19 protein-coding genes and 3 tRNA genes are annotated in these 25844 nt (G+C 55.5%); 11 read left to right on the forward strand and 11 right to left on the reverse strand.

The window, feature by feature from the left end; genetic code table 11:
- Window positions 1-91: 91 nt before the first annotated feature.
- Entirely contained in the window at window positions 92-637 is a 546-nt protein-coding gene (syd, locus tag ACOTXC_RS03280; RefSeq protein WP_022649215.1) for a SecY-interacting protein, read from the reverse strand.
- 69 nt (window positions 638-706) lie between these two features.
- On the opposite strand from syd, the gene queF reads away from it, so the two are divergent.
- The 5 genes from queF (at window position 707) to xni (ending at window position 7122) form a co-directional block, all read left to right on the forward strand.
- Window positions 707-1549 (forward strand): NADPH-dependent 7-cyano-7-deazaguanine reductase QueF, encoded by an 843-nt coding sequence (gene queF / locus ACOTXC_RS03285; protein ID WP_023298501.1) that lies wholly within the window; start codon window positions 707-709, stop codon window positions 1547-1549.
- A 116-nt stretch (window positions 1550-1665) separates the two neighbouring features.
- Window positions 1666-3030, forward strand: a complete 1365-nt coding sequence (gene ppnN / locus ACOTXC_RS03290; protein ID WP_023298502.1) for a nucleotide 5'-monophosphate nucleosidase PpnN — start codon at window positions 1666-1668, stop codon at window positions 3028-3030.
- 504 nt (window positions 3031-3534) lie between these two features.
- The gene (locus tag ACOTXC_RS03295; protein WP_022649218.1) at window positions 3535-4824 is read left to right on the forward strand and encodes an HAAAP family serine/threonine permease; all 1290 of its coding nucleotides are present in this window, start codon (window positions 3535-3537) and stop codon (window positions 4822-4824) included.
- 62 nt (window positions 4825-4886) lie between these two features.
- On the forward strand, window positions 4887-6254 hold the full coding sequence (locus ACOTXC_RS03300; RefSeq protein WP_022649219.1) for an L-serine ammonia-lyase: 1368 nt from the start codon (window positions 4887-4889) through the stop codon (window positions 6252-6254).
- Window positions 6255-6366: 112 nt separating this feature from the next.
- Complete coding sequence (xni, locus tag ACOTXC_RS03305) at window positions 6367-7122, forward strand: flap endonuclease Xni (RefSeq protein ID WP_252065931.1); 756 nt, start codon at window positions 6367-6369, stop codon at window positions 7120-7122.
- Window positions 7123-7179: 57 nt separating this feature from the next.
- Here xni and rlmM read toward each other — a convergent pair whose 3' ends face one another.
- From rlmM to ACOTXC_RS03325, 4 genes are all read right to left on the reverse strand, one after another.
- Window positions 7180-8280: a 23S rRNA (cytidine(2498)-2'-O)-methyltransferase RlmM gene (gene rlmM, locus ACOTXC_RS03310; RefSeq protein ID WP_022649221.1), complete on the reverse strand. Its 1101-nt coding sequence runs from the start codon at window positions 8278-8280 to the stop codon at window positions 7180-7182.
- Window positions 8273-8668 (reverse strand): DUF423 domain-containing protein, encoded by a 396-nt coding sequence (locus ACOTXC_RS03315; RefSeq protein ID WP_003862756.1) that lies wholly within the window; start codon window positions 8666-8668, stop codon window positions 8273-8275. Before ACOTXC_RS03315 ends, rlmM begins: the two co-directional genes overlap by 8 nt.
- A 39-nt stretch (window positions 8669-8707) precedes the next feature.
- A complete protein-coding gene (gene gcvA, locus ACOTXC_RS03320) occupies window positions 8708-9625 on the reverse strand; it encodes a glycine cleavage system transcriptional regulator GcvA (RefSeq protein WP_022649222.1) in 918 nt (305 codons plus the stop codon).
- Between the two features lie 350 nt (window positions 9626-9975).
- Window positions 9976-10203 (reverse strand): YgdI/YgdR family lipoprotein, encoded by a 228-nt coding sequence (locus ACOTXC_RS03325; RefSeq protein WP_015571738.1) that lies wholly within the window; start codon window positions 10201-10203, stop codon window positions 9976-9978.
- A gap of 192 nt (window positions 10204-10395) precedes the next feature.
- Here ACOTXC_RS03325 and csdA point away from each other — a divergent pair, with 192 nt between their 5' ends.
- Both csdA and csdE read left to right on the forward strand, forming a co-directional pair.
- Window positions 10396-11601 carry a cysteine desulfurase CsdA gene (csdA, locus tag ACOTXC_RS03330; protein WP_150312489.1) on the forward strand — a complete coding sequence of 402 codons (1206 nt, stop codon included), beginning with the start codon at window positions 10396-10398 and terminating at the stop codon, window positions 11599-11601.
- Window positions 11601-12047 carry a cysteine desulfurase sulfur acceptor subunit CsdE gene (gene csdE / locus ACOTXC_RS03335; RefSeq protein ID WP_155025166.1) on the forward strand — a complete coding sequence of 149 codons (447 nt, stop codon included), beginning with the start codon at window positions 11601-11603 and terminating at the stop codon, window positions 12045-12047. Before csdA ends, csdE begins: the two co-directional genes overlap by 1 nt.
- Here csdE and tcdA read toward each other — a convergent pair.
- Together tcdA and mltA are read right to left on the reverse strand one after the other, a co-directional pair.
- Window positions 12038-12844 (reverse strand): tRNA cyclic N6-threonylcarbamoyladenosine(37) synthase TcdA, encoded by an 807-nt coding sequence (tcdA, locus tag ACOTXC_RS03340; protein WP_006811804.1) that lies wholly within the window; start codon window positions 12842-12844, stop codon window positions 12038-12040. The genes csdE and tcdA overlap by 10 nt on opposite strands.
- Window positions 12845-12919: 75 nt before the next feature.
- Window positions 12920-14017, reverse strand: a complete 1098-nt coding sequence (mltA, locus tag ACOTXC_RS03345) for a murein transglycosylase A (RefSeq protein WP_022649225.1) — start codon at window positions 14015-14017, stop codon at window positions 12920-12922.
- Window positions 14018-14225: 208 nt separating this feature from the next.
- On the opposite strand from mltA, the gene ACOTXC_RS03350 reads away from it, so the two are divergent.
- The 3 genes from ACOTXC_RS03350 to ACOTXC_RS03360 all read left to right on the forward strand — a co-directional run bounded on the left by ACOTXC_RS03350 (window position 14226) and on the right by ACOTXC_RS03360 (window position 14544).
- Window positions 14226-14302, forward strand: a tRNA-Met gene (locus ACOTXC_RS03350).
- Window positions 14303-14346: 44 nt separating this feature from the next.
- A tRNA-Met gene (locus tag ACOTXC_RS03355) sits at window positions 14347-14423 on the forward strand.
- A 44-nt stretch (window positions 14424-14467) separates the two neighbouring features.
- Window positions 14468-14544: transfer RNA gene (locus ACOTXC_RS03360), tRNA-Met, on the forward strand.
- Window positions 14545-14633: 89 nt separating this feature from the next.
- On the opposite strand, the gene amiC is transcribed toward ACOTXC_RS03360, so the two are convergent.
- Complete coding sequence (gene amiC / locus ACOTXC_RS03365) at window positions 14634-15887, reverse strand: N-acetylmuramoyl-L-alanine amidase AmiC (RefSeq protein ID WP_022649226.1); 1254 nt, start codon at window positions 15885-15887, stop codon at window positions 14634-14636.
- A 227-nt stretch (window positions 15888-16114) separates the two neighbouring features.
- Here amiC and argA point away from each other — a divergent pair, with 227 nt between their 5' ends.
- A complete protein-coding gene (argA, locus tag ACOTXC_RS03370) occupies window positions 16115-17446 on the forward strand; it encodes an amino-acid N-acetyltransferase (protein ID WP_022649227.1) in 1332 nt (443 codons plus the stop codon).
- 33 nt (window positions 17447-17479) lie between these two features.
- On the opposite strand, the gene recD is transcribed toward argA, so the two are convergent.
- From recD to ptrA, 3 genes are read right to left on the reverse strand one after another with little or no spacing between them, the layout of a single operon-like run.
- Complete coding sequence (recD, locus tag ACOTXC_RS03375; RefSeq protein WP_421767402.1) at window positions 17480-19300, reverse strand: exodeoxyribonuclease V subunit alpha; 1821 nt, start codon at window positions 19298-19300, stop codon at window positions 17480-17482.
- A complete protein-coding gene (recB, locus tag ACOTXC_RS03380; RefSeq protein ID WP_421767403.1) occupies window positions 19297-22839 on the reverse strand; it encodes an exodeoxyribonuclease V subunit beta in 3543 nt (1180 codons plus the stop codon). The genes recD and recB overlap by 4 nt, the downstream gene beginning before the upstream one ends.
- Window positions 22836-25718 carry a pitrilysin gene (ptrA, locus tag ACOTXC_RS03385; protein WP_023298507.1) on the reverse strand — a complete coding sequence of 961 codons (2883 nt, stop codon included), beginning with the start codon at window positions 25716-25718 and terminating at the stop codon, window positions 22836-22838. The genes recB and ptrA overlap by 4 nt, the downstream gene beginning before the upstream one ends.
- Between the last annotated feature and the right edge of the window lie 126 nt (window positions 25719-25844).

Here is a 25844-nt window from a genome sequence, read left to right on the forward strand (position 1 = left end):
TAATCTGAAATCCCTAAGACAATGCTAATTGTTTCGGCGATGTCTCACAGTGCGTGTAAGAGATCTCTCACACGTCCAGTAGCATCATGGATTACAGAAGCGGCTCAAGTCGGGTAAGAAAATCCGCAAGAGAAGGCGCGAGAACGTCGCGATTGCGGGTGCCGAGCGTCTCTTTAATGACCTCGCCAGACAGGTTGCAGACTGAAATGACGTCCAGTTCACTGTCGAGCGTCGCAATAAAGAGAGTCGGGGAGAGCTTAAGGCGTTTTTGCGTGACCAGGTGACCAATGAGGTTTTCCTGAACGCGTTGAAGATCGTCTTCGCTCCAGGTTTGCAGCAGCGTCAGCGGCTGTCCTGCAAAACATGCAGTCATATCCCCGGCAAACTGCGTGGTATAAATTGCATGAAGCGCAGGTTGTATCACAATGTCCATTGCGCGTTCAACCGCATTTACATTCTGCTCGCCCGTGAACGGTTTCGGTTGCCAGATAACGTAATCATCCTGCGAAGCGATAATGCACGGTGACGGCACGCCATATAAGTCAGTACTTTGCGGCCACGTCCCCCGCTTTTCATGCCAGGCATCGCAATAGCGGGTCGTGAAGGACGTCAGGGCATTTGCAGTTTCGATATCCACCGATTTCTCTCTTCTTGTAAGACAGGATAAACTCAGCCCCTAAGTGTACCTGTAAAGTGGCTATGAAACATGTCTTACGAAAATCATCAGGCGTTAACGGGCTTAACGCTGGGTAAATCGACCGATTACCGCGACACCTACGACGCAAGCCTGCTTCAGGGTGTGCCGCGCAGTCTGAACCGCGATCCGCTTGGCCTTCATGCCGACGCGCTGCCGTTCGTCGGCGGCGACATCTGGACGCTGTACGAACTCTCCTGGCTGAATGCGCGCGGTCTGCCGCAGGTAGCCGTGGGCCATGTCGAGCTGGATTACGCCAGCGTAAACCTGGTCGAATCCAAGAGCTTTAAGCTCTATCTCAACAGCTTTAACCAGACCAAATTTAACAGCTGGGACGAGGTACAACAGACGCTTGAACGTGATTTAAGCGCGTGCGCGCAGGGGAACGTAACCGTCTCGTTATACCGTCTGCATGAGCTGGAAGGTCAGCCCATCGCCCATTTCCACGGCACCTGCATCGACGATCAGGACATTGATGTGGAGAGCTACGAATTTAGCACCGACTATCTGGAAAACGCAGCGGGCGGAAAAGTGGTCGACGAAACGCTGGTCAGCCATCTGCTGAAATCCAACTGCCTTATCACCCATCAGCCGGACTGGGGCTCGGTACAGATCCAGTATCGCGGCCCGCAGATTGACCGGGAAAAGCTGCTTCGTTACCTGGTGTCATTCCGTCATCACAACGAATTCCACGAGCAGTGCGTGGAACGCATCTTCAATGACATACAGCGTTTCTGCCAGCCCGAAAAGCTGAGCGTTTATGCCCGCTATACCCGTCGCGGCGGCCTGGACATTAACCCATGGCGCACCAATACCGATTTTGTGCCTGCCACCGGACGGCTGGTGCGCCAGTAAGATAAATATTTTCACAATATGCGGGCGGTATTCCGCCCGAAGTGTTGTGAAACGTCATAAGCCAGGGCTATTGTAATCAACAGGGAAAGACGATAATCGTCCCATAAGGAGCTCACTTGATTACACATATTAGCCCGCTTGGCTCTATGGATATGTTGTCGCAACTGGAAGTGGACATGCTTAAACGCACCGCCAGTAGCGACCTGTATCAACTGTTTCGTAACTGTTCACTTGCTGTACTGAACTCCGGAAGCCTGACCGACAACAGTAAAGAGCTGCTGTCCCGCTTCGAAAGTTTTGATATCAATGTGCTGCGCCGCGAGCGCGGGGTGAAGCTGGAAGTGATCAACCCGCCGGAAGAGGCGTTTGTCGATGGGCGTATTATTCGCTCACTTCAGGCCAACCTTTTTGCCGTGCTGCGCGACATCCTGTTTGTTAACGGACAGATCAGCAACGCCGGTCGTTTCCAGCATCTCGATCTGGAAAGCTCCGTTCATATCACCAACCTGGTTTTCTCCATTCTGCGTAACGCCCGCGCCCTGCACGTTGGCGAAGCGCCGAACATGGTCGTCTGCTGGGGTGGTCACTCTATTAACGAAACCGAATACCTGTACGCCCGCCGCGTGGGTAATCAGCTCGGCCTGCGCGAGCTGAACATCTGTACCGGCTGCGGTCCTGGCGCGATGGAAGCGCCGATGAAAGGCGCGGCAGTAGGACACGCGCAGCAACGCTATAAAGAAGGCCGTTTTATCGGCATGACCGAGCCGTCGATCATCGCCGCTGAGCCGCCTAACCCGCTGGTTAACGAACTGATTATTATGCCGGATATCGAAAAACGTCTTGAGGCGTTTGTCCGTATCGCGCACGGCATTATCATCTTCCCGGGCGGCGTAGGTACGGCGGAAGAACTGCTTTATCTGCTCGGGATCCTGATGAACCCGGCCAACAAAAATCAGGTTCTGCCGCTGATCCTGACCGGCCCGAAAGAGAGCGCCGACTATTTCCGCGTGCTGGACGAGTTTATCGTGCATACGCTGGGGGAAGACGCGCGCCGTCACTACCGCATTATTATTGACGATGCCGCAGAAGTGGCCCGTCAGATGAAAAAAGCGATGCCGCTGGTGAAAGAGAACCGTCGTGATACCGGGGATGCCTACAGCTTTAACTGGTCCATCCGTATCGCACCGGATCTCCAGATCCCCTTCGAGCCGTCGCATGAGAACATGGCGAACCTCAAACTCTATCCGGATCAGCCGGTGGAAGTACTGGCAGCTGACCTGCGTCGCGCCTTCTCTGGCATCGTGGCGGGGAACGTGAAGGAGGTGGGGATCCGCGCGATTGAGGAGTTCGGGCCGTATAAAATCCACGGAGACCCGGAAATGATGCGCCGCATGGATGACATGCTGCAGGGCTTTGTAGCTCAGCACCGCATGAAACTTCCGGGTTCTGCCTATATTCCCTGTTACGAAATCATCAAATAAAGCGTCCTTTCCCTCCTCTCAAGCCGGATTGTCATCCGGCTTTTTTATTAGTGATGTAATTCATAGCGATCTTCAATGTTATTAACAAATCTGGCGCCCGCGCAAACGATTACCTCGTTTTTGAAACCGTAAATAATCAGCCTTAATCGAAATTACCTGCCAGAAAATCCTAAAATCCTATTTCTTTACAGCGAAAGACACCTATCTCGCGGGTCAGCCTTTTCGAAAACATGTCGTTAATGGTAGCCTTCGCGCCCGTAAATCCTCTTTGATGTTTTTTTAACAGATAAATGGTCTAAATATGCCCACATCATAAGTGGATTATTGCATTTGGGATCGCGATCACTGATAGATTCATAACGAGAATGTATCTTTCCGCCCGCCAATAGTTACGGGCAAAAATTATTAAAAAACCGTCACTGAACGAATTTCATATTACCGTCAGGCACTTTTTCATCGGATTTGACTAAAAACCTGACAATTTGCTTCCTCCAGGAGATACAGATGGAAACCACTCAAACCAGCACCGTTGCTTCGATTGAATCCCGAAGCGGTTGGCGCAAAACGGATACCATGTGGATGCTTGGCCTGTACGGCACGGCAATCGGCGCTGGTGTACTGTTCCTTCCTATCAACGCAGGTGTCGGCGGTCTGATCCCGCTGATCATCATGGCCATCATCGCCTTTCCGATGACCTTCTTTGCACACCGCGGCCTGACCCGCTTCGTGCTGTCCGGTAAAAACCCGGGCGAAGACATTACTGAAGTCGTTGAAGAACACTTCGGCGTCGGCGCAGGTAAGCTGATTACCCTGCTCTACTTCTTCGCGATTTACCCGATTCTGCTGGTGTATAGCGTTGCTATCACCAACACCGTTGAAAGCTTCATGATGCACCAGCTGCAGATGACCCCGCCGCCGCGTGCGATCCTGTCCCTGATCCTGATCGTCGGTATGATGACCATCGTGCGCTTTGGCGAGCAGATGATTGTCAAAGCGATGAGCGTGCTGGTATTCCCGTTTGTTGCAGCCCTGATGGTGCTGGCGCTGTACCTGATCCCACAGTGGAACGGCGCTGCGCTGGAAACTCTGTCTCTGAGCAGCGCATCCGCAACCGGTAACGGCCTGCTACTGACCCTGTGGCTGGCGATCCCGGTAATGGTGTTCTCCTTCAACCACTCACCAATCATCTCCTCCTTCGCGGTGGCGAAGCGTGAAGAGTACGGCAATGGCGCAGAGAAGAAGTGCTCCAGCATCCTGGCTCGCGCACACATCATGATGGTACTGACAGTTATGTTCTTCGTGTTCAGCTGCGTGCTGAGCCTTTCCCCGGCGGATCTGGCGGCGGCGAAAGAGCAGAACATCTCTATTCTGTCCTACCTGGCAAACCACTTTAACGCACCGCTGATTGCGTGGATGGCACCGATCATCGCGATTATCGCCATCACCAAATCCTTCCTGGGCCACTACCTGGGCGCACGTGAAGGCTTCAACGGTATGGTGATTAAATCTCTGCGCGGTAAAGGCAAGAGCATTGAAATCAACCGTCTGAACAAAATCACCGCGCTGTTCATGCTGGTGACCACCTGGGCGGTAGCCACCCTGAACCCAAGCATTCTGGGCATGATTGAAACCCTGGGCGGCCCGATTATCGCGATGATTCTGTTCCTGATGCCGATGTACGCGATTCAGAAAGTGCCAGCGATGCGTAAATACAGCGGCCATATCAGCAACGTGTTCGTTGTTGTGATGGGTCTGATTGCCATCTCCGCTATTTTCTACTCGCTGTTCAGCTAATACCTCCTGCGCCGTCTTCGGATGGCGCACTCCTCCCCTCTGACTGAAGCAATGGACGCATCATGATTAGCGTATTCGATATCTTCAAAATCGGTATTGGTCCTTCCAGCTCTCACACCGTCGGACCAATGAAAGCCGGTAAACAATTCACGGATGACTTGATTGCACGCGGCATTTTGCACGACATCACCCGCGTGGTTGTCGATGTATACGGTTCCCTTTCCCTGACCGGTAAAGGCCACCATACCGATATTGCCATTATCATGGGGCTGGCGGGTAACCTGCCGGATACCGTTGATATTGACTCCATTCCTGGCTTTATCCAGGACGTGAACACCCACGGTCGTTTGCTGCTGGCCAACGGCGAGCATGAGGTTGAATTCCCGGTTGACCACTGCATGAATTTCCATGCGGATAACCTGTCGCTGCACGAAAACGGCATGCGCATTACCGCGCTGGTCGGCGATAAAGCGGTTTACAGCCAGACGTATTACTCCATCGGCGGCGGGTTTATCGTCGACGAAGACCATTTTGGTCAAACCAACGGCTCCGCCGTTGAGGTGCCGTACCCGTACAAAAACGCGGCCGATTTACAGCGTCACTGCCAGGAGACAGGCCTTTCTCTCTCCGGCCTGATGATGAAAAACGAGCTGGCCCTGCACAGCAAAGAGGAGCTGGAACAGCACTTCGCAAACGTCTGGGAAGTGATGCGCAGCGGCATTGAGCGCGGGATCACCACCGAAGGCGTGCTGCCGGGGAAACTGCGTGTTCCACGTCGTGCGGCTGCGCTGCGCCGCATGCTGGTCAGCACCGACAAAACCACCACCGACCCGATGGCCGTTGTCGACTGGATCAACATGTTCGCGCTGGCGGTGAACGAAGAGAACGCCGCGGGTGGCCGCGTCGTCACCGCGCCAACCAACGGGGCGTGCGGCATTGTTCCGGCGGTCCTGGCGTATTACGACAAGTTTATCCGTGAAGTAAATGCAAACTCACTCGCGCGGTATATGCTGGTCGCCAGTGCGATTGGCTCACTGTACAAGATGAACGCCTCGATTTCCGGCGCGGAAGTGGGCTGTCAGGGTGAAGTGGGCGTAGCCTGCTCTATGGCGGCGGCGGGTCTGGCCGAATTGCTGGGCGCAAGTCCTGCGCAGGTTTGTATTGCGGCGGAAATCGGCATGGAACATAACCTGGGGCTGACCTGCGATCCGGTCGGCGGTCAGGTCCAGGTGCCATGCATCGAGCGTAACGCCATCGCCTCTGTGAAAGCGGTGAACGCGGCCCGTATGGCGCTGCGCCGCACCAGTGAACCGCGCGTGTGTCTCGACAAGGTTATCGAAACCATGTACGAAACCGGTAAAGATATGAACGCCAAATACCGCGAAACCTCCCGCGGTGGCCTGGCGATGAAGATCGTTACCTGCGATTAAGCCTCTCAGGAAGCCTCGTTTTGCGAGGCTTCTTCCTGTTTTCCCCACCATTCATAGTTTCATGCTGCGCTCAGTGTTACCCTTCCCCCATTAGACAGAAGGGAGATTATCTGTGGCCGTTCATTTGCTTATCGTCGATGCACTTAACCTGATTCGCCGTATTCACGCGGTACAGGGCACCCCCTGCAAGGACACCTGTTTACACGCGCTGGAGCAGCTCATTCGCCATAGCGAACCCACCCACGCTGTTGCCGTATTCGACGATGAAGCACGCAATACCGGCTGGCGGCACCAGCGCCTGCCGGACTACAAAGCCGGACGTGCGCCGATGCCGGACGATCTGCACGCCGAAATGCCCGTTATACGCACGGCCTTTGAACAGCGCGGCGTTCCGTGCTGGGGCGCACACGGTAATGAGGCTGATGATTTAGCCGCAACGCTGGCGGTTAAAGTGGCAAGCGCCGGGCATCAGGCGACTATCGTTTCAACCGACAAAGGCTACTGCCAGCTGCTCTCTCCTACGATCCGCATCCGGGACTACTTTCAAAAACGCTGGCTGGACGCACCATTTATTGCCAGCGAGTTTGGCGTATCGCCTGAGCAATTGCCGGATTACTGGGGGCTGGCGGGGATCAGCAGCTCCAGAGTGCCGGGTGTCGCCGGTATTGGACCCAAAAGTGCCGCACAGCTGCTGACGGAGTTTCAGAATCTGGAAGGGATTTACGCAAGGCTTGAGGAAGTGCCGGAAAAATGGCGCAAGAAGCTGGAGGCGAATAAAGAGATGGCGTTTATCTGCCGGGAAATCGCAACGCTACAGACGGATTTACAGCTGGATGGGAATTTACAGCAGTTAAGGTTAGAACGTTAAAACAACTACACGATTTTGTAGGCCCGGTAAGCGCAGCGCCACCGGGCGTTACAAACGTTATCGCTCGTCGCGACGCCCACCCACGGCCGCCCACCAGCGACGGATATGCACCGTCACTTCTTCACGGTCGTGATACAGCTGACGCGCCTGGATTTCCGCGTTAATCCCGTGTTCGTCCAGTTGCTGCTGAATATAAGCCAGGTTCTGCGACACCTCTTCGTAACGCTTTTTCATCGGCAGCTTGAGGTTGAAAATCGTCTCACGACACCAGCCGTTCACCAGCCAGGAGGCCATCAGCGCCGCGACTTTCGCCGGTTTTTCTACCATGTCGCACACCATCCAGGAGATGTTGTTACGGGTAGGACGGTAGCGGAAACCATCTTCACGCAGCCAGGTGACCTGCCCGGTGTCCATCAGGCTTTGCGCCATCGGGCCGTTATCCACAGACGAAACCCACATGTTGCGTTTCACCAGCTGATAGGTCCAGCCGCCCGGGCACGCGCCAAGATCGACGGCATACATGCCGTTTGCCAGACGTTCGTCCCACTCGTCCGCCGGGATAAAGACGTGGAACGCCTCTTCCAGCTTCAGGGTTGAACGGCTCGGCGCGTCTGACGGGAAGCGCAGACGCGGGATCCCCATAAAGAACGGCGAGTTATTGGTGGTATACGAGTAGCCGGTGTAGCAACATCCTGGCGCAATAAAGAAGATATGCACGACTGGACGCTTTGGCGTTTCGTAGTTTGTCAGCACTCCCGCATCACGCAGTGCCGCGCGGAGCGGCACGGTAAACTTACGGCAGAACTTCATCAGCTCTTTGCTTTCATTGGTGTCAGCCACTTCCACGCGCAAATCGCCGCCCTTCTCCACCACACCCTGCAACAGGCCAACAATCGGCGTGATGCGATCTTCCGGCGGAAGATCTTTCAGTAATTCGCCCGCGACAAACATCTGACGGGCGAAAATCAGCGAGCTGAACGGCAGTTCGCGCGCCAGCTTGTCGGCATCATCAGGCTGATAGCATTCAAATACCACATAGCCCGCGTTCTCTTTGACGCGAGCGAATCCGAAGACTTCACGCTTCGCCGCTTTATCGGTGATTTCCGCGGCGCACTCTTTCTCAAACCCCGGGCGACAATATAAAACAACCTTATTCATGAACAACGCCCTTGCGTTTCAGACGGATAGCTCCGATAAACATTAAAACCCAACCCGCCAGGAAGCTGACGCCGCCGACAGGTGTAACAAACGCCCACAGGCGTAAATGCGACAGCGCCAGACAGTAGAGACTGCCGCTGAACAGTACGGTACCCAGCGCCAGAAAGACGCTGCTCCAGTAAAACCAAATGCTGATACGGCGCTGCATCGCCACCGCCAGCCCAAAAATTGCCAGCGTGTGGAACGCCTGATATTCAAGGCCGGTCTGGATCCAGCCCATCTCCACAACGCCCAAAGACTTGCTTAAGACATGCGCGCCAAACGCGCCCAGAGCTACAAAAATAAAGCCACTCACCGCGGCGAAAATCAGCATGAATCGGCTGGTCATGTTTAAGTCCTGAATTAATGCGTGCCCGGCACACAAACGTTATTGTTCATACCTGAAGCGGAATTTTTCTTGCTCGCTTGCCGCTTTCGCCAGTATCCACTGCCGGAAAGCGGCTATTTTACCCAGTTCTGCCTGACTGTCATGACAAACCAGATAAAATGCATTCTTGCTGACCAGTACATCGTTAAATGGGCAAACCAGACGGCCTGCCTCAATTTCGGACTGCGCCATGACGTTATTCGCTAATGCCACGCCCTGCCCGTGAATGGCAGCCTGTAACACCATCGCGCTGTGGCTAAAAATGGGCCCCTGCTGCACGTTTATATGATTAAGACCTAACTGACGGGTATAAGTTTGCCAGTCGCGACGCGACGCATCGTGCAAAAGCGTGTGTTGCGCCAGATCGGCGGGCGTTTTGAGCGCTTTCTCCCCCGTCAGCAGCAGCGGTGAACAGACCGGCAGCAGATATTCTGCGTATAATTTTTCAACACGCAAGCCCGGCCAGTTACCACGACCGTAAAAAATCGCCACATCCACATCGTCTGCAAGCTTGTCTTCCTGACGGTCCACTGCCTGGATTCGGACATCGATTCCCGGATAAGTTGAGTTAAAGCTTGAGAGTCGCGGCACCAGCCACTGAATGGCAAAACTGGGCAATAAACTCACAGTCAGTGCACCTTTTGCGCTCCGTGCCTGAAGCTTACGGGTGGCTTCCGTCAGCTGGGAGAAAATCTCTTTAATATCCTGAAAATAGCTCTGCCCTTCTTCGGTCAACAGCAACGAACGGTTGCGGCGACGGAACAGCTTAAGCCCCAGAAAATCCTCCAGAGACTTGATTTGATGACTTACTGCGGCCTGTGTCACAAAAAGCTCATCGGCTGCGCGGGTGAAGCTGAGGTGGCGTGCTGCTGCATCAAAAACACGTAATGCATTTAGGGGTGGCAATCGCTTGGACATGGTTATCTGGCTTAGATGTTAACGAGATTTAACATATAGGAAACAACGTTTAACCTATTAGTTTTTTTTATCTGAGCCATTATAATTTGTCCGTTGAGGAACTACCAGCAAATACCTATAGTGGCGGCACTTCCTGAGCCGGAACGAAAAGCTTTTTTTGGAATGCGTGTTCTGAAGGGCTTTTGGCTTACGGTTGTGATGTTGTGTTGTTGTGTTTGCAATTGGTCTGCGATTCAGACCACGGTAGCAACGCTACCAATTTTTCACTTCCTGTACATTTACCCTGTCTGTCCATAGTGATTAATGTAGCACCGCCAACTTGCGGTGCTTTTTTTTCGCTTATCTAACTGTTAATGCTCGATTTCCTTCATCTCTTTCACATCACTGCGATTGATCTGCTGTTTGTTCCCGTTAGCATCTTTGTATGAAATCATCCCGGTATCATTATCGGTTGTCGGTTTCCCTTCAGAGACGATAGATCGACCATCGTTGGTATGCATTACGTAGTTATTACCAGAACATGCGCTCAGGGCAAAGGTCAACGCACAGGCAGAAATGATTGCAGCTGTCTTTTTCATGATTATTCTCCTTTAGCAATTAATGCTATTCAAACCTCGATTTATAACAGGCTAAAACATCCGCCTAACACTATTTAGCATAACCTGCTTTTTCAGACTCGCCAGGATAAGCAGACAAATCTGATAGATATCAACTTCCTTGCCCTGCCGATAAATTTGCGCGACGATCGTAGAATCGATATGAGGAATTCCATGAACGCTTTCAGTCCTGCGCAGTTTCGCGCACAGTTTCCTGCGCTGGCCGATGCCGGCATTTATCTTGATAGCGCCGCCACGGCCCTTAAGCCGCAAGCGGTGCTTGAGGCAACCCGCCAGTTTTACAGCCTGAGCGCCGGGAACGTGCATCGCAGCCAGTATGCCGACGCGCAGCGCTTAACGGCGCAATACGAAGCCGCACGGGATCAGGTCGCGCGCCTGATCAATGCTGACAGCGGTAAGAACATCGTCTGGACGCGGGGCACTACCGAGGCCATTAACATGGTGGCGCAATGTTACGCGCGTCCGCTGTTGCAGCCCGGGGATGAGATCATCGTCAGCGAGGCGGAACACCACGCCAACCTGGTGCCCTGGCTGATGGTGGCCGAACAAACCGGGGCACGGGTTGTAAAACTCCCGTTGGGTACAGACTTCCTGCCTGACGTGGCGCGTCTGCCTGAGCTGATTACGCCGCGCAGCCGTATTCTGGCGCTGGGGCAGATGTCCAACGTCACCGGCGGCTGTCCGGATCTGGCGCGCGCCATTGAGATTGCCCATGCCAGCGGCGTGGTGGTAATGGTCGACGGTGCGCAGGGTGTGGTGCATTTTCCGGCTGACGTTCAGGCGCTGGATATCGACTTCTATGCCTTCTCAGGGCATAAATTGTACGGGCCAACCGGTATCGGCGCGCTGTACGGCAAACCTGAACTGCTGGCCCGGATGACGCCGTGGCTCGGCGGCGGCAAGATGATTACCGAAGTCACCTTCGACGGTTTCAAAACGCAGGATGTGCCTTACCGCCTGGAAGCCGGTACGCCGAACGTGGCAGGGGTTATCGGTCTGAGCGCAGCGCTCGAATTTCTCGCAGATACGGACGTGGCTCAGGCTGAAAGCTGGAGCCGGGGCCTGGCGACGCTGGCAGAAGAAGAGCTTAAGAAACGCCCCGGGTTTCGCTCGTTCCGCGTCCAGGACTCCAGCCTGCTCGCCTTTGATTTTGCGGGCGTACACCATAGCGACATGGTGACGCTGCTTGCCGGATACGGCATTGCCCTGCGCGCAGGACAGCACTGCGCCCAGCCGCTGCTGGCGGCCATGGGGGTGAGCGGTACCCTGCGCGCCTCGTTTGCACCGTACAACACAAAAAGTGACGTCGACGCGCTGGTTTCCGCCGTCGACCGCGCCCTGGAATTACTGGTGGATTAATGACAAGTTCAGCCTTAGCCGGGCATCCGTTCGGCACCGTTATCACTGAAGAGACGTTAAAACAGACCTTCGTCCCGCTCACGCAGTGGGAAGATAAATATCGTCAGTTGATCCTGCTGGGCAAACAGTTGCCCACGCTGTCAGACGAACTGAAATCGCAGGCGAAGGAGATAGCTGGCTGCGAGAACCGCGTCTGGCTTGGGTTTAGCATATCCGGTGAGAAACTGCATTTCTTCGGCGACAGCGAGGGACGCATTGTTCGCGGTCTGATGGCGGTGCTGTTGACCGCAATCGAAGGGAAAAGCGCCGCAGAGCTGCTGGCGCATTCTCCGCTGGCGCTGTTTGATGAGCTGGGACTTCGCACGCAGCTTAGCGCCTCGCGCGGTCAGGGACTGATTGCGCTAAACGACGCGGTGCTGGATGCCGCCCGTCAGGCTCAGGCCTGACGTTCCGCCTTCGCCATCATCTTCTTCAGGGCGTGAGAGACCGCCACAAAGCCGAAGGAGGCGGTCACCATGGTGGCCGCTCCAAACCCTGAGGCACAATCCATCCGCTTTGGCCCTTCCGCTGTGCTTTTCATTGCACAGACCGAACCATCCGCCTGCGGATAAACCAGCGCTTCTGTCGAGAACACACAGTCCACACCCAGCTTGCCTTTACTGTTCTTCACCACATTGAAGTCGCTTTTTAAGCGCTCGCGCAGCTTAGCGGCCAGTGGATCCTGAATGGTTTTCGCCAGATCTGCCACCTGGATCTGCGTCGGATCAATTTGTCCACCCGCGCCGCCCGTTGTCACCAGCGGCACCTTGTAACGACGACAGTAAGCGATCAGCGCCGCTTTTGGCCGCACGCTGTCGATGGCGTCAATCACATAGCTGTAGCCTTTGCTCATGTACTCCGCGACGTTATCTGCCGTCACAAAGTCGTCAATCACCGTTACGCGGCACTCCGGGTTGATGAGACGAATACGCTCCGCCATCACCTCGGACTTCGCCAGACCGACGTTATCACGCAGGGCGTGGATCTGACGGTTAGTGTTAGTGACGCAGACGTCATCCATATCAATCAACGTAATTGCGCCAATGCCGGTTCTCGCCAGCGCTTCTGCCGCCCACGAACCCACGCCACCAATGCCCACCACGCAGACATGCGCATCCGCGAACAGTTGCAGGGCTTTTTCACCGTATAACCGTGCCGTGCCGCCGAAACGCTGGCGCCAGGCATCGCTGATTACCACAGACATAAAACCTCAGATGTAAAAAGGGTGAGGTATTCCTCACCCTGAACCGTAATCCGTCTTGCGCTCAGAATACCACACTCAGCCGCTAAATACGTTCCCGGTACCCGGCGCTGTCTTCAGCACCCACACGCGCCCGTAGTGGTTATACCAGCCTGCACGGTGGCCGGCATCCGGGCCGATGCCCTGATAAATGTCGAAGTGCTGGCCTTTAATCGCCCCGCCCACGTCCAGCGCCACCATCAGGCGTAATTCATACTTGCCGTTGAATTTGCCGTTGTTGTCGAGGAGAGGAACTTCCGCCAGCAGCGTGGTACCCGCCGGGATAATCGAACGATCCGATGCCACAGAAGCGCGGCCAATCAGCGGGACGGCGCTCGCCCCTTTCACCGGCGCAAAGTTCTGCGGTTTGAAGAAGACAAACGATGGATTCTGCTCAAGCAGCTCACGCACTTCCGCTTCGCTGTGTTTTTCGCCCCACTCGCGGATCGCCTGCATCGACATATCTTCTCGTTTCACTTCACCACGGTCGATGAGCACCTTACCGATGCTGCGATAGGCATGGCCGTTTTTCCCGGCATAGCTAAAGAAGTTCAGCGGCGAGCCGTCGCCAAAATCAATATAGCCGCTGCCCTGCACGTCCATGATGAAGTTATCCATCAGCGAGTTGCTGTAGGCCAGCACGTAATTTTCGCTAAGCGCACCGGCATAGATTTCAGCGCGGGACGGGAGACGACCGCGTTTTGGCGGCATGCGGTAAATCGGATACTGGAATTCGCCCTGACGCGTGTGTCGTGCCTGGACAACCGGGGTGTAGTAGCCGGTAAACTGAACGTTACCGTAGTTATCCGCCCCTTCCATCTGCCACGCGTCAATACCAAACTGGCGCATATTGCGCGTATCACCGCCAGCACGCAGCCAGTCCTGCACTGCACTATAAACGTTGTTCTGTGAGCCATACAGGCGCGGCGACGCTTTGCGGATCTGGTACACCTGCTCGGAGAAATCCCCGGCATTGATTGGAGCACCCACGGCATCTGGCTGGTTAACTAAAGAGAAAGGCTGGGATAACTTCCCGTCTTTATACTGTTGACCGCGATCGGTCGGTTTGGAAGAGCAGGCCGCAAGAATCGCTACCATTGCGCCTGTCATCAGATACTTCACCCAACGTCCTTTCATTATATCTCGTCTTTTAGTTGCCCAATTCCGCGTGATGAAGATAACAAACCCATCGTGGTAATGAAATGCGATCGCCTTCCCTTTGGCAAATTCTGGACAAAAAATAGTCCAAAGTGGCTATTCCCGTTCATTTTGCATACAAAATAATGAATTATGCGAAAAAGGGGTTGCATCACAAACCTATCCGAGTATAGTGCGCTTCCACGGACGCGGGGTGGAGCAGCCTGGTAGCTCGTCGGGCTCATAACCCGAAGGTCGTCGGTTCAAATCCGGCCCCCGCAACCAATTAAAATTTGATGAAGTATCTTCTACGACTGTAGAAAGACGGACGCGGGGTGGAGCAGCCTGGTAGCTCGTCGGGCTCATAACCCGAAGGTCGTCGGTTCAAATCCGGCCCCCGCAACCAATCAAATTTGAAGAAGTAAGTTTCTACAAGTGTAGAAAGACGGACGCGGGGTGGAGCAGCCTGGTAGCTCGTCGGGCTCATAACCCGAAGGTCGTCGGTTCAAATCCGGCCCCCGCAACCAACACTTCTTAAAACAATAAACACCCTTAAGGGTGTTTTTTTGTATCTGCCGTTTGTGAAAGTGCCGGGCGAGATACCCGGCGTAATACCCTATCCCCGCCGCGCCAGCGTTTCCCCGTCTGAGAAATAGGCCCGAATACCCGCCAGAATCGACTCCGCCACTTCCTGCTGGAATTTAGCCGTCTTGAGCTTGCGTTCCTCTTGCACGTTACTGATAAACGCGGTTTCGACCAGAATGGACGGAATATCTGGCGCTTTCAGTACTGCAAATCCGGCCTGCTCGACGCTGTTTTTGTGCAGCTTGTTGACCCGGCCCAGTTTGCCCAGCACCGCTTTACCAAACTTCAGACTGTCGGTAATGGTCAGCGACTGCACCATATCAAACAGCGTATGGTCGACGTAACGATCCCCGCTTTTACTCACGCCACCGATTAAATCCGAGGCGTTCTGCGTGTCCGCCAGGTATCTCGCGGCGGTACTGGTCGCCCCTTTCGTTGACAGGGCAAACACCGACGATCCGCTCGGCTGGCGGCTGGTGAAGGCGTCCGCATGAATAGAGACAAACAGATCCGCGCGCTGCTTCTGCGCTTTCGCCACGCGGACCTTCAGCGGGATAAAGACATCTTCGTTGCGCGTCATGTAGGCGCGCATATTGCCCTCTTTGTCGATTAACGCCTTCAGACGACGGGCAATTTGCAGCACCACATCTTTTTCGCGGGTGTGATATTTCCCAACGGCGCCGGAATCTTCTCCGCCGTGGCCAGGATCGAGCATGATCACAATCGGACGATCGCGCCCCGCCCTGCCCGGCTTAGGACCACTTTGCGCAGGTGGGACCTGCCGCTGGAGATCGCCTTTGTTGTAATCTTCAAGTAACGCCAGGAGCGGATCCTGAATATCCGTTGCATTCGCCGGATAGAGATCCATTACCAGGCGCTCCTTAAAGGCGGCAACAGGCGCAAGGGCAAAGAGCTGCGGTTTCACGTTCTGCTTGAGCTCAAACACCATGCGCACGGTTTGCGGATCGAACTGCCCGACGCGCGCCGATTTGATAAAAGGATCGTCGCCACGGATCTGCGCCGCCATGCCTTTAAGCACGGAGTTGAGATTCACACCTTCGAGATCAACCACCACACGTTCAGGATTGCTGAGGGCAAATTGTTTGTATTTCAGCACGCGGTTGGACTCGACCGTCACGCGCGTATAGGTCGACGACGGCCAGACGCGCACCGCGACTACCTGGCTTGTGGCGGCAAGACCCACCTGGCTGACGCTAAGCAACCACATCGCCCCGGCCCCTTTTAACAGGCGGCGGCGGCTTATTGCTGAATTGGATCCCGACATGCTTCTCCCGAGCAAGAAATCTGATTGATGAACAAAACGCCCAAATTGACCGAAAACTTTAACGAATGACGCATAAACTGTCATCTATAAAAGGGTAAACAATCATACGTTAACGCACGGATTACTTATTATTTTCTGTGTGTCGCAGAAAATTTTGGCTTGCACACGCGGCCACAATCGAATAAAAATACATAAATAACGAATAAACATTCATTAAGGGTTGTGTCATGGTTAAGGAACGCAGAACCGAACTGGTCCAGGGATTCCGCCATTCTGTTCCCTATATCAACACCCATCGGGGGAAAACCTTTGTCATCATGCTTGGCGGCGAAGCCATTGAGCATGAGAACTTTTCCAGTATCGTCAATGATATCGGCCTGCTGCACAGCCTCGGCATCCGTCTGGTGGTGGTGTATGGCGCACGTCCGCAAATCGAAGCCAACCTGGCCGCCCATCACCATGAGCCGATCTACCACAAACATACCCGCGTGACGGATGCGAAAACCCTCGAACTGGTCAAACAGGCGGCGGGTCTGTTGCAGCTCGATATCACCGCCCGCCTGTCGATGAGCCTGAGTAATACGCCGCTGCAGGGCGCGCACATCAACGTGGTGAGCGGCAACTTTATCATCGCTCAGCCGCTCGGCGTGGACGATGGCGTGGATTACTGCCACAGCGGCCGCATCCGGCGCATTGATGAAGAAGCCATTCACCGCCAGTTAGACAATGGCGCGATCGTCCTGATGGGACCCGTTGCCGTTTCCGTAACGGGTGAAAGTTTTAATCTGACCTCAGAAGAGATTGCCACCCAGCTGGCCATCAAGCTGAAAGCGGAAAAAATGATCGGCTTTTGCTCCTCACAGGGTGTCGTGAACGATGAGGGCGTGATTGTGCCAGAACTTTTTCCGAATGAAGCCCAGGCGCGCGTCGAAGCGCTGGAAGCACAAGGCGATTACTATTCCGGTACCGTGCGTTTTCTGCGCGGCGCCGTCAAAGCGTGCCGCAGCGGGGTACGCCGCAGCCACCTGATCAGCTATCAGGAAGACGGCGCGCTGTTGCAGGAACTGTTCTCCCGGGACGGGATCGGTACGCAGATCGTAATGGAGAGCGCCGAGCAGATCCGCCGTGCCACCATCAATGACATCGGCGGCATTCTGGAGCTGATCCGTCCGCTGGAACAACAGGGCATTCTGGTTCGCCGCTCCCGCGAGCAGCTGGAGATGGAGATCGACAAGTTCACCATCATCCAGCGAGATAACCTGACCATTGCCTGTGCGGCGCTTTATCCGTTCCCGGAAGAACAGATTGGCGAAATGGCGTGCGTTGCCGTGCACCCGGATTACCGTAGCTCCTCGCGGGGGGAACTGCTGCTTGAACGCGTGGCGGCACAGGCGCGCCAGATGGGTCTGAGCAAGCTGTTCGTGCTCACCACGCGCAGCATTCACTGGTTCCAGGAGCGCGGCTTCACGCCGGTGGATATTGATTCGCTGCCGGAAAGTAAGAAAGAGATGTACAACTACCAGCGCCGCTCGAAGGTGTTAATGGCGGACCTGGGATAACAATCACCCTCTCCTGTCGGAGAGGGTGATTACTCAGACAGATTCAAAAATCGCGCTTAATCCGCTTCTGCGCTCGGTGCGAGTGGCAATCGCCTGACCCAGCACGCGCTCATCCGCATACAGCGACAGACGCTGGCGCGCACGGGTAATGGCGGTGTAGACCAACTCACGGGTTACGACCGGCGAAAGCTGTGTCGGCAGGATCAGCGCCGCATGGTTGAACTCTGAGCCCTGAGACTTGTGTACCGTCATCGCCCATGCCGTTTCATGCTCTGGCAGACGGCTGGGCTGGACGGACTTCACGCTGCCGTCCGGTAGCTGGAACCAGACGCGCAAACCGTTACCGCGATCGAGCGCAATACCGATATCCCCGTTGAACAGCCCCAGCGTACTGTCGTTGCGGGAGATCATCACTGGCCGGCCTTCATACCATCGCGAATGCTGCTGACGGTTAATTTTGCGTTTCTGCACGAGCAGCTGCTCCAGCCTGTCGTTCAGGCCCGCAACGCCGAACGGCCCTTCCCGCAATGCGCACAGAAGCTGGTATTCGCCAAATGCGGCAATGACCTGCCCGGGCTGACTGCGCTGCTGCACGCAGCTCAGAAAACGCTGGTATCCCTGGAGAGCCTCCTCAAGCATAGCCTGATACTCTTCCCCGCTTTGCAGCGATTTCTTTTCAATGTCAGTGAAAGAGCCGTCAAACACCGTGCGCGTGGCATGCCGATCGCCACGGTTGACCGCCGCAGCCAGCTGGCCGATGCCGGAGTCGCTACCGAAACGGTAGCTTTTTTGCAGCAGGCACAGGCTGTCACGCAGTGCGCCTGCGACCGGCGAGTGATCGGGTTCAAGCGAGCAGCCGGTCAGGCGGGCAAGCTCCTGCGCCCGCGCGGCGGTATAACCGTAGCTGGCGTAGGTACAGATATCCCCCAGTACCGCCCCGGCTTCCACGGAGGCGAGCTGGTCGCGATCGCCCAGGAAAACCACGCGCGCATGCGGCGGCAGAGCATCGATCAGGCGCGACATCATGGTCAGGTCAATCATGGAGGCTTCATCCACCACCAGCACGTCCAGATGCAGCGGATTACCCGCATGGTAGCGCAGCCGCTGGCTACCCGGCTGCGCGCCGAGCAGACGGTGCAGGGTACTCGCTTCACCCGGGAAAAGCGCAAGCTGCTCCTGAGTGAGCGGCAGCTGTTGCATCGCACCGCCCAGTGATTCGGTCAGTCGCGCCGCAGCCTTCCCGGTGGGCGCCGCCAGACGAATACGACATCGCTGCTCGCCTGATAGCTGGATCAGGGCTGCCAGCAGCTTTGCGACGGTCGTGGTTTTCCCGGTCCCCGGGCCACCTGAAATCACCGAAATCCGCCGCGTCAGGGCGACGGCCGCCGCCACTTTCTGCCAGTCTGTAGGCTCACCGGAGTCAAACAGCCTGTCCAGCGTCTGGCGAAGCTGCGCTTCGTCGCAGGGAAGCGGCGCGTTGGTCTCACTAAAGAAACGCGCTACCGTCAGTTCGTTTCGCCACAGACGGTTCAGATATAAGCGCTCCCCCGTCAGGATCAGCGGCGCCTGGTTTTCTCCCGGCCCGACGGCCGACGATTCGCGCAAAATTTTCTGCCAGTCCACCCTCTCCCCCAGCAGCGCAAAGCAGGACTGGAGGACAGGCGGCATTTTCTCGTCAACAACCAGACGCGAGAGCGGCAGACACACATGCCCCTCTCCGGCGTCTTTACTCAATAGGGCAGCGGCAAGCATCACGGCGGGCTGGTCAGCGGCAATCATCATGGCAAACTGCACATCCAGCTGACGCAGCACGCGTTGCTCTACCGCTTCCAGCAATAAGTCCTGCATCGTCATGCCATCTCCTCCGTGTTTGCTGCAAACAGGTTATCCATTTTATTAATCAATTCCGCATCCGGACGGGTGCTGAAGATCCCGGAGCGCGGATCGGCAGCGTCGACCCCGCGCAAGAAGAGGTAGATGACGCCACCAAAATGATCGTCGTAGCGGTAATCCGCAATACGGTGGCGCAAATAGCGGTGCAGCGCTAGCGTGTAGAGCTGATATTGCAGATCGTAGCGATGCATTTGCATGGCTGCCGCCATCGCCTGCTGGGTATAGGCATCGCTGTTCTCGCCCAGCCAGTTCGATTTGTAATCCAGCAGGTAGTACCGTCCTTCGTGACGGAAGACCAGGTCGATAAAGCCTTTCAGCATGCCCTGCACTTGACGGAAGTTCAGCGGCGGGCAACCGGCTGAGAGCGGATCGTACTGACGGATAAGCGCATCGAGCGCGTCGGCCTTAAGCGGGCCTGCGACAGGCAGATAAAACTCCATCTCAACCTGTTTATTTCTGGCCGTTAGCTGACGAAGAGCGAAGCCCTGCTCAGTCAGCGGCGCCTGCAAAATGGCGTTGATCCAGTCAGTGAGAACGGGCTGCCAGTGCGCGTCATAGCCCCCGCTCTGTAACATCTTCAGCACCCACTCCTCACTGACAGGCTGAGTAAAATCAAGCTCTTCAAAGAGGCTGTGCAAAAAGGTGCCCGGCGACGCGCCGCGTGGGAACTGATGCGGAGTTAACGTCGGTTCAACCGGAATATCACCCACCCCTGCGGCATCCACGTCCAGCTTCGGCATGAGATCCAGCGCAATACTTTGCCCGTGCTGTTGCAGGCCAGAATAGCTGGTGACGCGCCAGTCGTCGGTAAGCACCCGCGTGATCTGGCGCGCATTAAGGTCGGTCGCGGGCTCTTGCGCCATTTGCCAGCGGCTATTGTCTGGCATAGACGGGATATGCAGCGCGATATCGTCACCGGAGAGCGACTCAATGCAGAGGCGCAACCCCGCCGCATCTTTCGGCTCGCCACGCTGAATAAGCCGCCCTAACGCGCTTAAATGGAAATCGCTTTCCCCTGTTTTCTCCCCGCGACGGCGGAAAACCGGGGCGACGCCCAGGCTGCAATGCCAGACAGAACGGGTCAGCGCCACGTAAAGCAGGCGCAAATCCTCCGCCAGACGCTCCGCTTCTGCCAGTTCAACGCTGGTCTCCGCCTTGCTGAGATCGAGCACCGCATCGAAAGTCTCGCGGTCATGGTAAAAGGCCTGATCCTGAACCCGGTAGTTCGCGATGAAAGGCAGCCAGACCAGCGGATATTCGAGACCTTTGGATTTGTGAATGGTGACGATTTGCACCAGATGCTTATCGCTCTCAAGACGCATCTGCTGGCTTGAAGAGTTACTGTTTGGATCCGCGATTTGCTGCGCCAGCCAACGCACAAGGGCATGTTCACTTTCAAGCTGGGTACCCGCTTCCTGTAACAGTTCGCTGATGTGTAAAATATCGGTCAGACGCCTTTCACCGCCGGATGTCGCCAGCATATTTTCGGCAATCTGACGCCGTGTCATCAGCTCGCGCAGCATCGCCATGACGCCGCGCTTTTGCCAGCGTTCACGGTAATGGACAAACTCTTCTACCACCACATCCCATGCGTTTTCGTCATGGTTGAGTTCATCAATATCCCGTGCGTTCAACCCCAGCATAGAACTGGCCAGCGCGCTTCGAAGCTTATTTTCGCGCTCCGGCGCCAGCACCGCCTGAAGCAACCAGAGCATTTCCTGGGCTTCCAGCGTGTCGAACACGCTGTCGCGGTTAGAGAGATACACTGACGGAATATCCAGCAACGTTAGCGCATCGCGGATTAACGCCGCTTCCTGACGACTGCGCACCAGCACGGTAATATCAGAGGCCTTTACAGGATATGCCTGTTCCCCCTTCCACAGTAGTGCCTCGCCGCGCGCGCCTGCGCTTAGCCAGTCACGGATTTGCGCGGCGCAGTGCTGGGCCATCGCCGCCTGATAATCGGCAACGCCATAGCCTTCCCCCTCAAGCAGCCAGAAGGTCATGGCGGGTTGTACCGCACCGCTGACTTCGAAGCGCAGGGATGCGTTTTTTGGGGCGGATTTCACCGGCAGGAAAGGGATTTCATTGAACATAAACGCCGTCTCCATACGGCTGAACAGCGCATTGACGCTCTCAACCATCCCCGGAGCGGAGCGCCAGTTGGTATCTAACGTGTAATGCGCGACCACCTCACTACGGGCTTTCATATAGGTGAAGATATCTGCCCCACGGAAGGCGTAAATGGCCTGTTTAGGGTCGCCTATCAGCAGCAGGGCAGTGTCGGGCTGCTGTCGCCAGATGCGGCGAAAAATGCGGTACTGCTGGGGGTCGGTGTCCTGAAATTCGTCAATCATCGCCACCGGAAAACGGGTACGGATCGCGCTGGCGAGCGCTTCACCATTCTCGCTGGACAGGGCTTCGTCCAGGCGGCTCAGCATGTCATCAAACCCCAGCTCGCCCCGGCGACGTTTTTCGCGCGCGACGGCCTGGCGGATCTCCGTCATGGCGCGGGTGATCATTAGGTCATTGAGCGTTAATGGCTCCGCAAGCAGCGCTTCAATCGCCACAAACAGGGGATGCTCAGGCACAATACCGTCGGCTTTGGTTCGCTCGGTCAAAAAGCGCTGCGAAAATTTTTCCAGTGCGTCCGGAAGCTGGTAACCCCGCGTCTCCTCCTGGGCCCAGGCGCTGATCTTTTCGATCCACTTCCCCTGGTTCCCACGGTTGAACTTGCGTCTGTCGATGCCTGAGTTTTCGATGATTGCATCAATTTCACCAACCGACTCATTCCACTTCTGCTTAAGCGCGGTAATTTTGGCGACGATCTTTCCATGGCGCGAGGCCAGCGTTTCATCGGCAGGCGGAGGAGATTTAATGACCGGCGCTTCGCCTTGCAGGTAACGGTCGATGGCGCGAAGAAGCTCTTCCGGACCTTTCCACAGGGCGTGAACCGCTTCAGCAATGTCGCGCTGCAACGGATAACAGTGACGACGCCAGAAATCCGCACAGGCCTGATAGCGAAGCTCGGATTCATCTTCAATAAGCTGCTGCTCAAAGAGCATGCCGGATTCAAACGCATTCAGGCTCAGCATGCGCTGACAAAAACCGTGAATGGTGAAGACGGACGCTTCATCCATTTGCCGTTCGGCCAGCAGCAGCCATTGCGCAGCCTGTTGCTTATCCGCAATCTCGTCCAGCAGGCTCGCGTAGAGGGGGTTATCCGTCGTCTGACGCAGACAGGCGATGCGCAGCTCATGAATGTTGCTGCGAATACGGCCACGCAGCTCGGCAGTGGCCGCTTCGGTGAAAGTTACCACCAGCAGCTCTTCCACGCTTAACGGGCGCGAAAAAGCGGCGTTGCCGCCGAGCCCCAACAGCAGACGCAGATAGAGCGCGGCGATGGTATAGGTTTTTCCCGTTCCCGCTGAGGCTTCAATCAGTCGCTCACCCTGTAGAGGTAAACTTAGGGGATCAAGCGGCTCAGCGGTATGGGTCATTCTTTCTTACTCCAGGGCATAGTTTGTTGCAGCGCGCTGACGCTCTTCCAGACGGTCCACTCTTTTGATTTTACGTAGTCCGTTTTCCCGTTCTGGCTGCCAGAAACCTGAGACAGGATGGCCATACCCTGCGGTTTTACTACCGCCTGATGGAAGAAATCGGCAACTTTTTGTGGCGTCAGCTGTTTTATTTCGGCCACTATTTTATCACGCGAATCAAATTTCATATTACCGCGATCAAAATCTTTGCTCAGCTGCGAGGCCTCTTCACCCAACGTCTGCGGCGGTTGCATCACCTGGGCGATAACCGCCTGCTGGATCTGGGCAAACTCTTCCGGCTTCATGGCGCGCAGTTTTGCTTCCGCCTGCGGGAAGAATGCCTGATAACGTTGCCACAGGTAAGCGGGTTGCTTGTCGCTGCTTTGCAGAAGGAAGCCCAACCCCCACTGACGGCCCACATTCATCGAGAAAGCGAATACCGCATAACCCAGCTGCTCTTCGGTGCGCAGCTGGTTGTAAAACCACGGCTGAATAATTTGACCGAGCACCGCACTCTGGGCAGAGCTGGTAAATTCGTCATATCCGACAGGGACAAACACCGCGGCCAGCGCGGAATCCGTGCTGCTTCCCGCTTTTTCGAAGATCGCATTCTGCTTTTTCTCTACCAGCACATCCTGGTTACGGCACCACTCATCGCCTTTTGAACCCAGTTGCGCACGCACGTTTTGTGCCAGCGTTTTAGCCTGATCTTCGCTCATGTTCCCTACAACCAGGAACTCCGGACGAGTATTGGTTTTCAGCGAATCACGGTAAGCCAGCACCTCTTTTAAGGTGACTGAGGGCAATAACGCGCGGCGATCTTCGCGCTGGAAATAAGGAATTTGGGACAACATCTGTGCTGGCATAATCGCCTGATCGTAGGCTTTACCCTTCTCGGCAGAATCCATCATCTGGGCATACCAGGACTTAGCCTGCTCGAGCTGTTCTTCCGTAGGCGTATAGCTGAAATAACCGTCCAGCAGCGCCTGGAACAGCTGCGGCAAACGCTGGGTATAGCCGTTGGCATTCACCATCAGACCGTTATTGGCATTGGTGGAGAAACTGATACCGCCAACGGCAGCCTGGTTGCTGAGCTGATCGAGGGCAATACCGGCCAGATAATCGTTAAGCGCAAACAGCACCTGGTTTCTGGCGCTGTCCATTGCTTTAGGATTACGCAGCACTACGCTGACATCCGCTTTTGGCTCGTCGCCGAAATAGCGGCTTGGGGTGTAGACCACGCGCAGCGTCGGCTCATCAACAATCAGCTCCGGATGCGGATAGGCCTTTGCGGGTTTGATCAGCGAGAAATCGTCCGGGATGTAGGGGTTAAGCTCCGGTAACTTCAGCGCAATTTCCCCCGCCTTTTTCTGCCAGCCCGCGAAGGTCTGTTCGCTGATTTTTTCAACCTGATACGGGGCATCAACGAAGTAGGCCATTTTGTTATGCGGTTCGTTCGGGCTGATATACCAGACGCGGGCATTCTGCGGAGTCATCATCGCCAGACGCGCTTTGAGCGCCCCGGCGTCATACTGATCGGCAATATTTACCGCATCCAGCGTATGTTCCACCGGCACGCGGATCATGGTATCTGCCAGCCACTCGACGTAGTCCATATCACGCGTAATAGAGGGATAGCGGAAATCGAGATCCAGCACGTGCGCCAGCTCGTCGAAGTAGCGTTTATCGACGCCTTTGTCGCGCAGCAGAGAGAGATAACTGAAAATGGCCGCAACGACGTCGTCACGGTGAGCCAGCCCTTTATCGGTCAGCGTCGCGGAGATGGCCAGCACGCCGCTATTCCCGTTTACGACGGGATCGGAGTCAGCGCGAATACCTTCCACCAGCCCCTGCTTTTGCAGCCAGTCGGAGAGCGTACCCGGGCTGCGGTTACCGATAAGATAAGTCACCAGCTCGTCGGTTTTGCTGCGGAACTGCGCCGTGTTGTTATCAATACGGAATTCAACGCGTAACACCTTGCGCGGCAAGGCCGGCACATAGTGAATAACAATGCCTTTTTGCGCGTCCGTGACAACCGGCACGTTAATCTGCGGCAGATCGATATTTTTATTTGGCACCCTGCCATAGGTCTGCGCAGCCATGTTTGCCAGCGTCGGCAACGGTTTATTGCTGTAAATAACCGCTTTCATCAGATTGGCGGAATAGTATTTTTCACGAAACGCATGCAGCGCATCGAGCACCGGGCTACCCGGCTTGTCGCTCAGCGTTTCAAGGTTGCCGCCTGAGAAGCGCGAACCCGGGTGCGCCGGATTGATGGTTTCAGCGCTAACCTGCGCCATGCGCATACCGTCTCGCGTGCGCGCCATCGTAAGTTCGGCGTTTACGGCGTTGCGTTCCCGGTCAGCATATTTTTTATCCAGCAGCGGTGCGGCTATGGCATCCGCCAGACGGTCCACCGCCCCGTCAAGCGCATCATTTTCCACTTCCAGGTAAAACGCGGTACGATACGGCGCAGTGCTGGCGTTGTGGCTGCCGCCATGCATTTTCAGAAATTCGGACAGGCTGTCAGGCTGTGGGTATTTTTTAGACCCCATCAGCGTCATGTGCTCAAGGTAGTGCGCCAGTCCCGGATGGGCGTCAGGATCTTCCAGCGATCCGACCGGCACAACCAGTGCGGAGAGCGATTTAACCGCCTGAGGATCGGAAACCAGTAGCACGGTCATCCCGTTATCAAGACGAATCGCCTGATACTGACGGGTGTCCTTATCGCTCTTACGGATTGTTTCCTGGACAGGTTGCCAACCGGAATCGGCCTGAGTGACGGGAGCCCAAAGGGCGATAAACAAAACAAACGCTTTGAACAAGGTGCTGCCTGGCATTACGACCTCTTTATCACGGCTACATCATTAACAACGTGCGTGCTGGACACGCCAGCATCTCTTTCTTTGGGTACATCAGTCCGTGATAAGAGGTGCATCATAAATGAACACCCCGTGCTGTGCAAT

Source organism: Enterobacter cloacae complex sp. IR5428 (assembly GCF_049238585.1).
In the GTDB taxonomy this organism is placed as follows: domain Bacteria; phylum Pseudomonadota; class Gammaproteobacteria; order Enterobacterales; family Enterobacteriaceae; genus Enterobacter; species Enterobacter intestinihominis.

Bases quoted from the DNA above. Each gene is read 5' to 3' on its own strand.
- queF (WP_023298501.1), top strand. From the start codon at position 707: ATGTCTTACGAAAATCATCAGGCGTTAACGGGCTTAACGCTGGGTAAA.
- ACOTXC_RS03295 (WP_022649218.1), top strand. From the start codon at position 3,535: ATGGAAACCACTCAAACCAGCACCGTTGCTTCGATTGAATCCCGAAGC.
- ACOTXC_RS03300 (WP_022649219.1), top strand. From the start codon at position 4,887: ATGATTAGCGTATTCGATATCTTCAAAATCGGTATTGGTCCTTCCAGC.
- rlmM (WP_022649221.1), bottom strand. From the start codon at position 8,280: ATGAATAAGGTTGTTTTATATTGTCGCCCGGGGTTTGAGAAAGAGTGC.
- ACOTXC_RS03315 (WP_003862756.1), bottom strand. From the start codon at position 8,668: ATGACCAGCCGATTCATGCTGATTTTCGCCGCGGTGAGTGGCTTTATT.
- gcvA (WP_022649222.1), bottom strand. From the start codon at position 9,625: ATGTCCAAGCGATTGCCACCCCTAAATGCATTACGTGTTTTTGATGCA.
- ACOTXC_RS03325 (WP_015571738.1), bottom strand. From the start codon at position 10,203: ATGAAAAAGACAGCTGCAATCATTTCTGCCTGTGCGTTGACCTTTGCC.
- csdA (WP_150312489.1), top strand. From the start codon at position 10,396: ATGAACGCTTTCAGTCCTGCGCAGTTTCGCGCACAGTTTCCTGCGCTG.
- csdE (WP_155025166.1), top strand. From the start codon at position 11,601: ATGACAAGTTCAGCCTTAGCCGGGCATCCGTTCGGCACCGTTATCACT.
- tcdA (WP_006811804.1), bottom strand. From the start codon at position 12,844: ATGTCTGTGGTAATCAGCGATGCCTGGCGCCAGCGTTTCGGCGGCACG.
- mltA (WP_022649225.1), bottom strand. From the start codon at position 14,017: ATGAAAGGACGTTGGGTGAAGTATCTGATGACAGGCGCAATGGTAGCG.
- amiC (WP_022649226.1), bottom strand. From the start codon at position 15,887: ATGTCGGGATCCAATTCAGCAATAAGCCGCCGCCGCCTGTTAAAAGGG.
- argA (WP_022649227.1), top strand. From the start codon at position 16,115: ATGGTTAAGGAACGCAGAACCGAACTGGTCCAGGGATTCCGCCATTCT.
- recD (WP_421767402.1), bottom strand. From the start codon at position 19,300: ATGACGATGCAGGACTTATTGCTGGAAGCGGTAGAGCAACGCGTGCTG.
- recB (WP_421767403.1), bottom strand. From the start codon at position 22,839: ATGACCCATACCGCTGAGCCGCTTGATCCCCTAAGTTTACCTCTACAG.
- ptrA (WP_023298507.1), bottom strand. From the start codon at position 25,718: ATGCCAGGCAGCACCTTGTTCAAAGCGTTTGTTTTGTTTATCGCCCTT.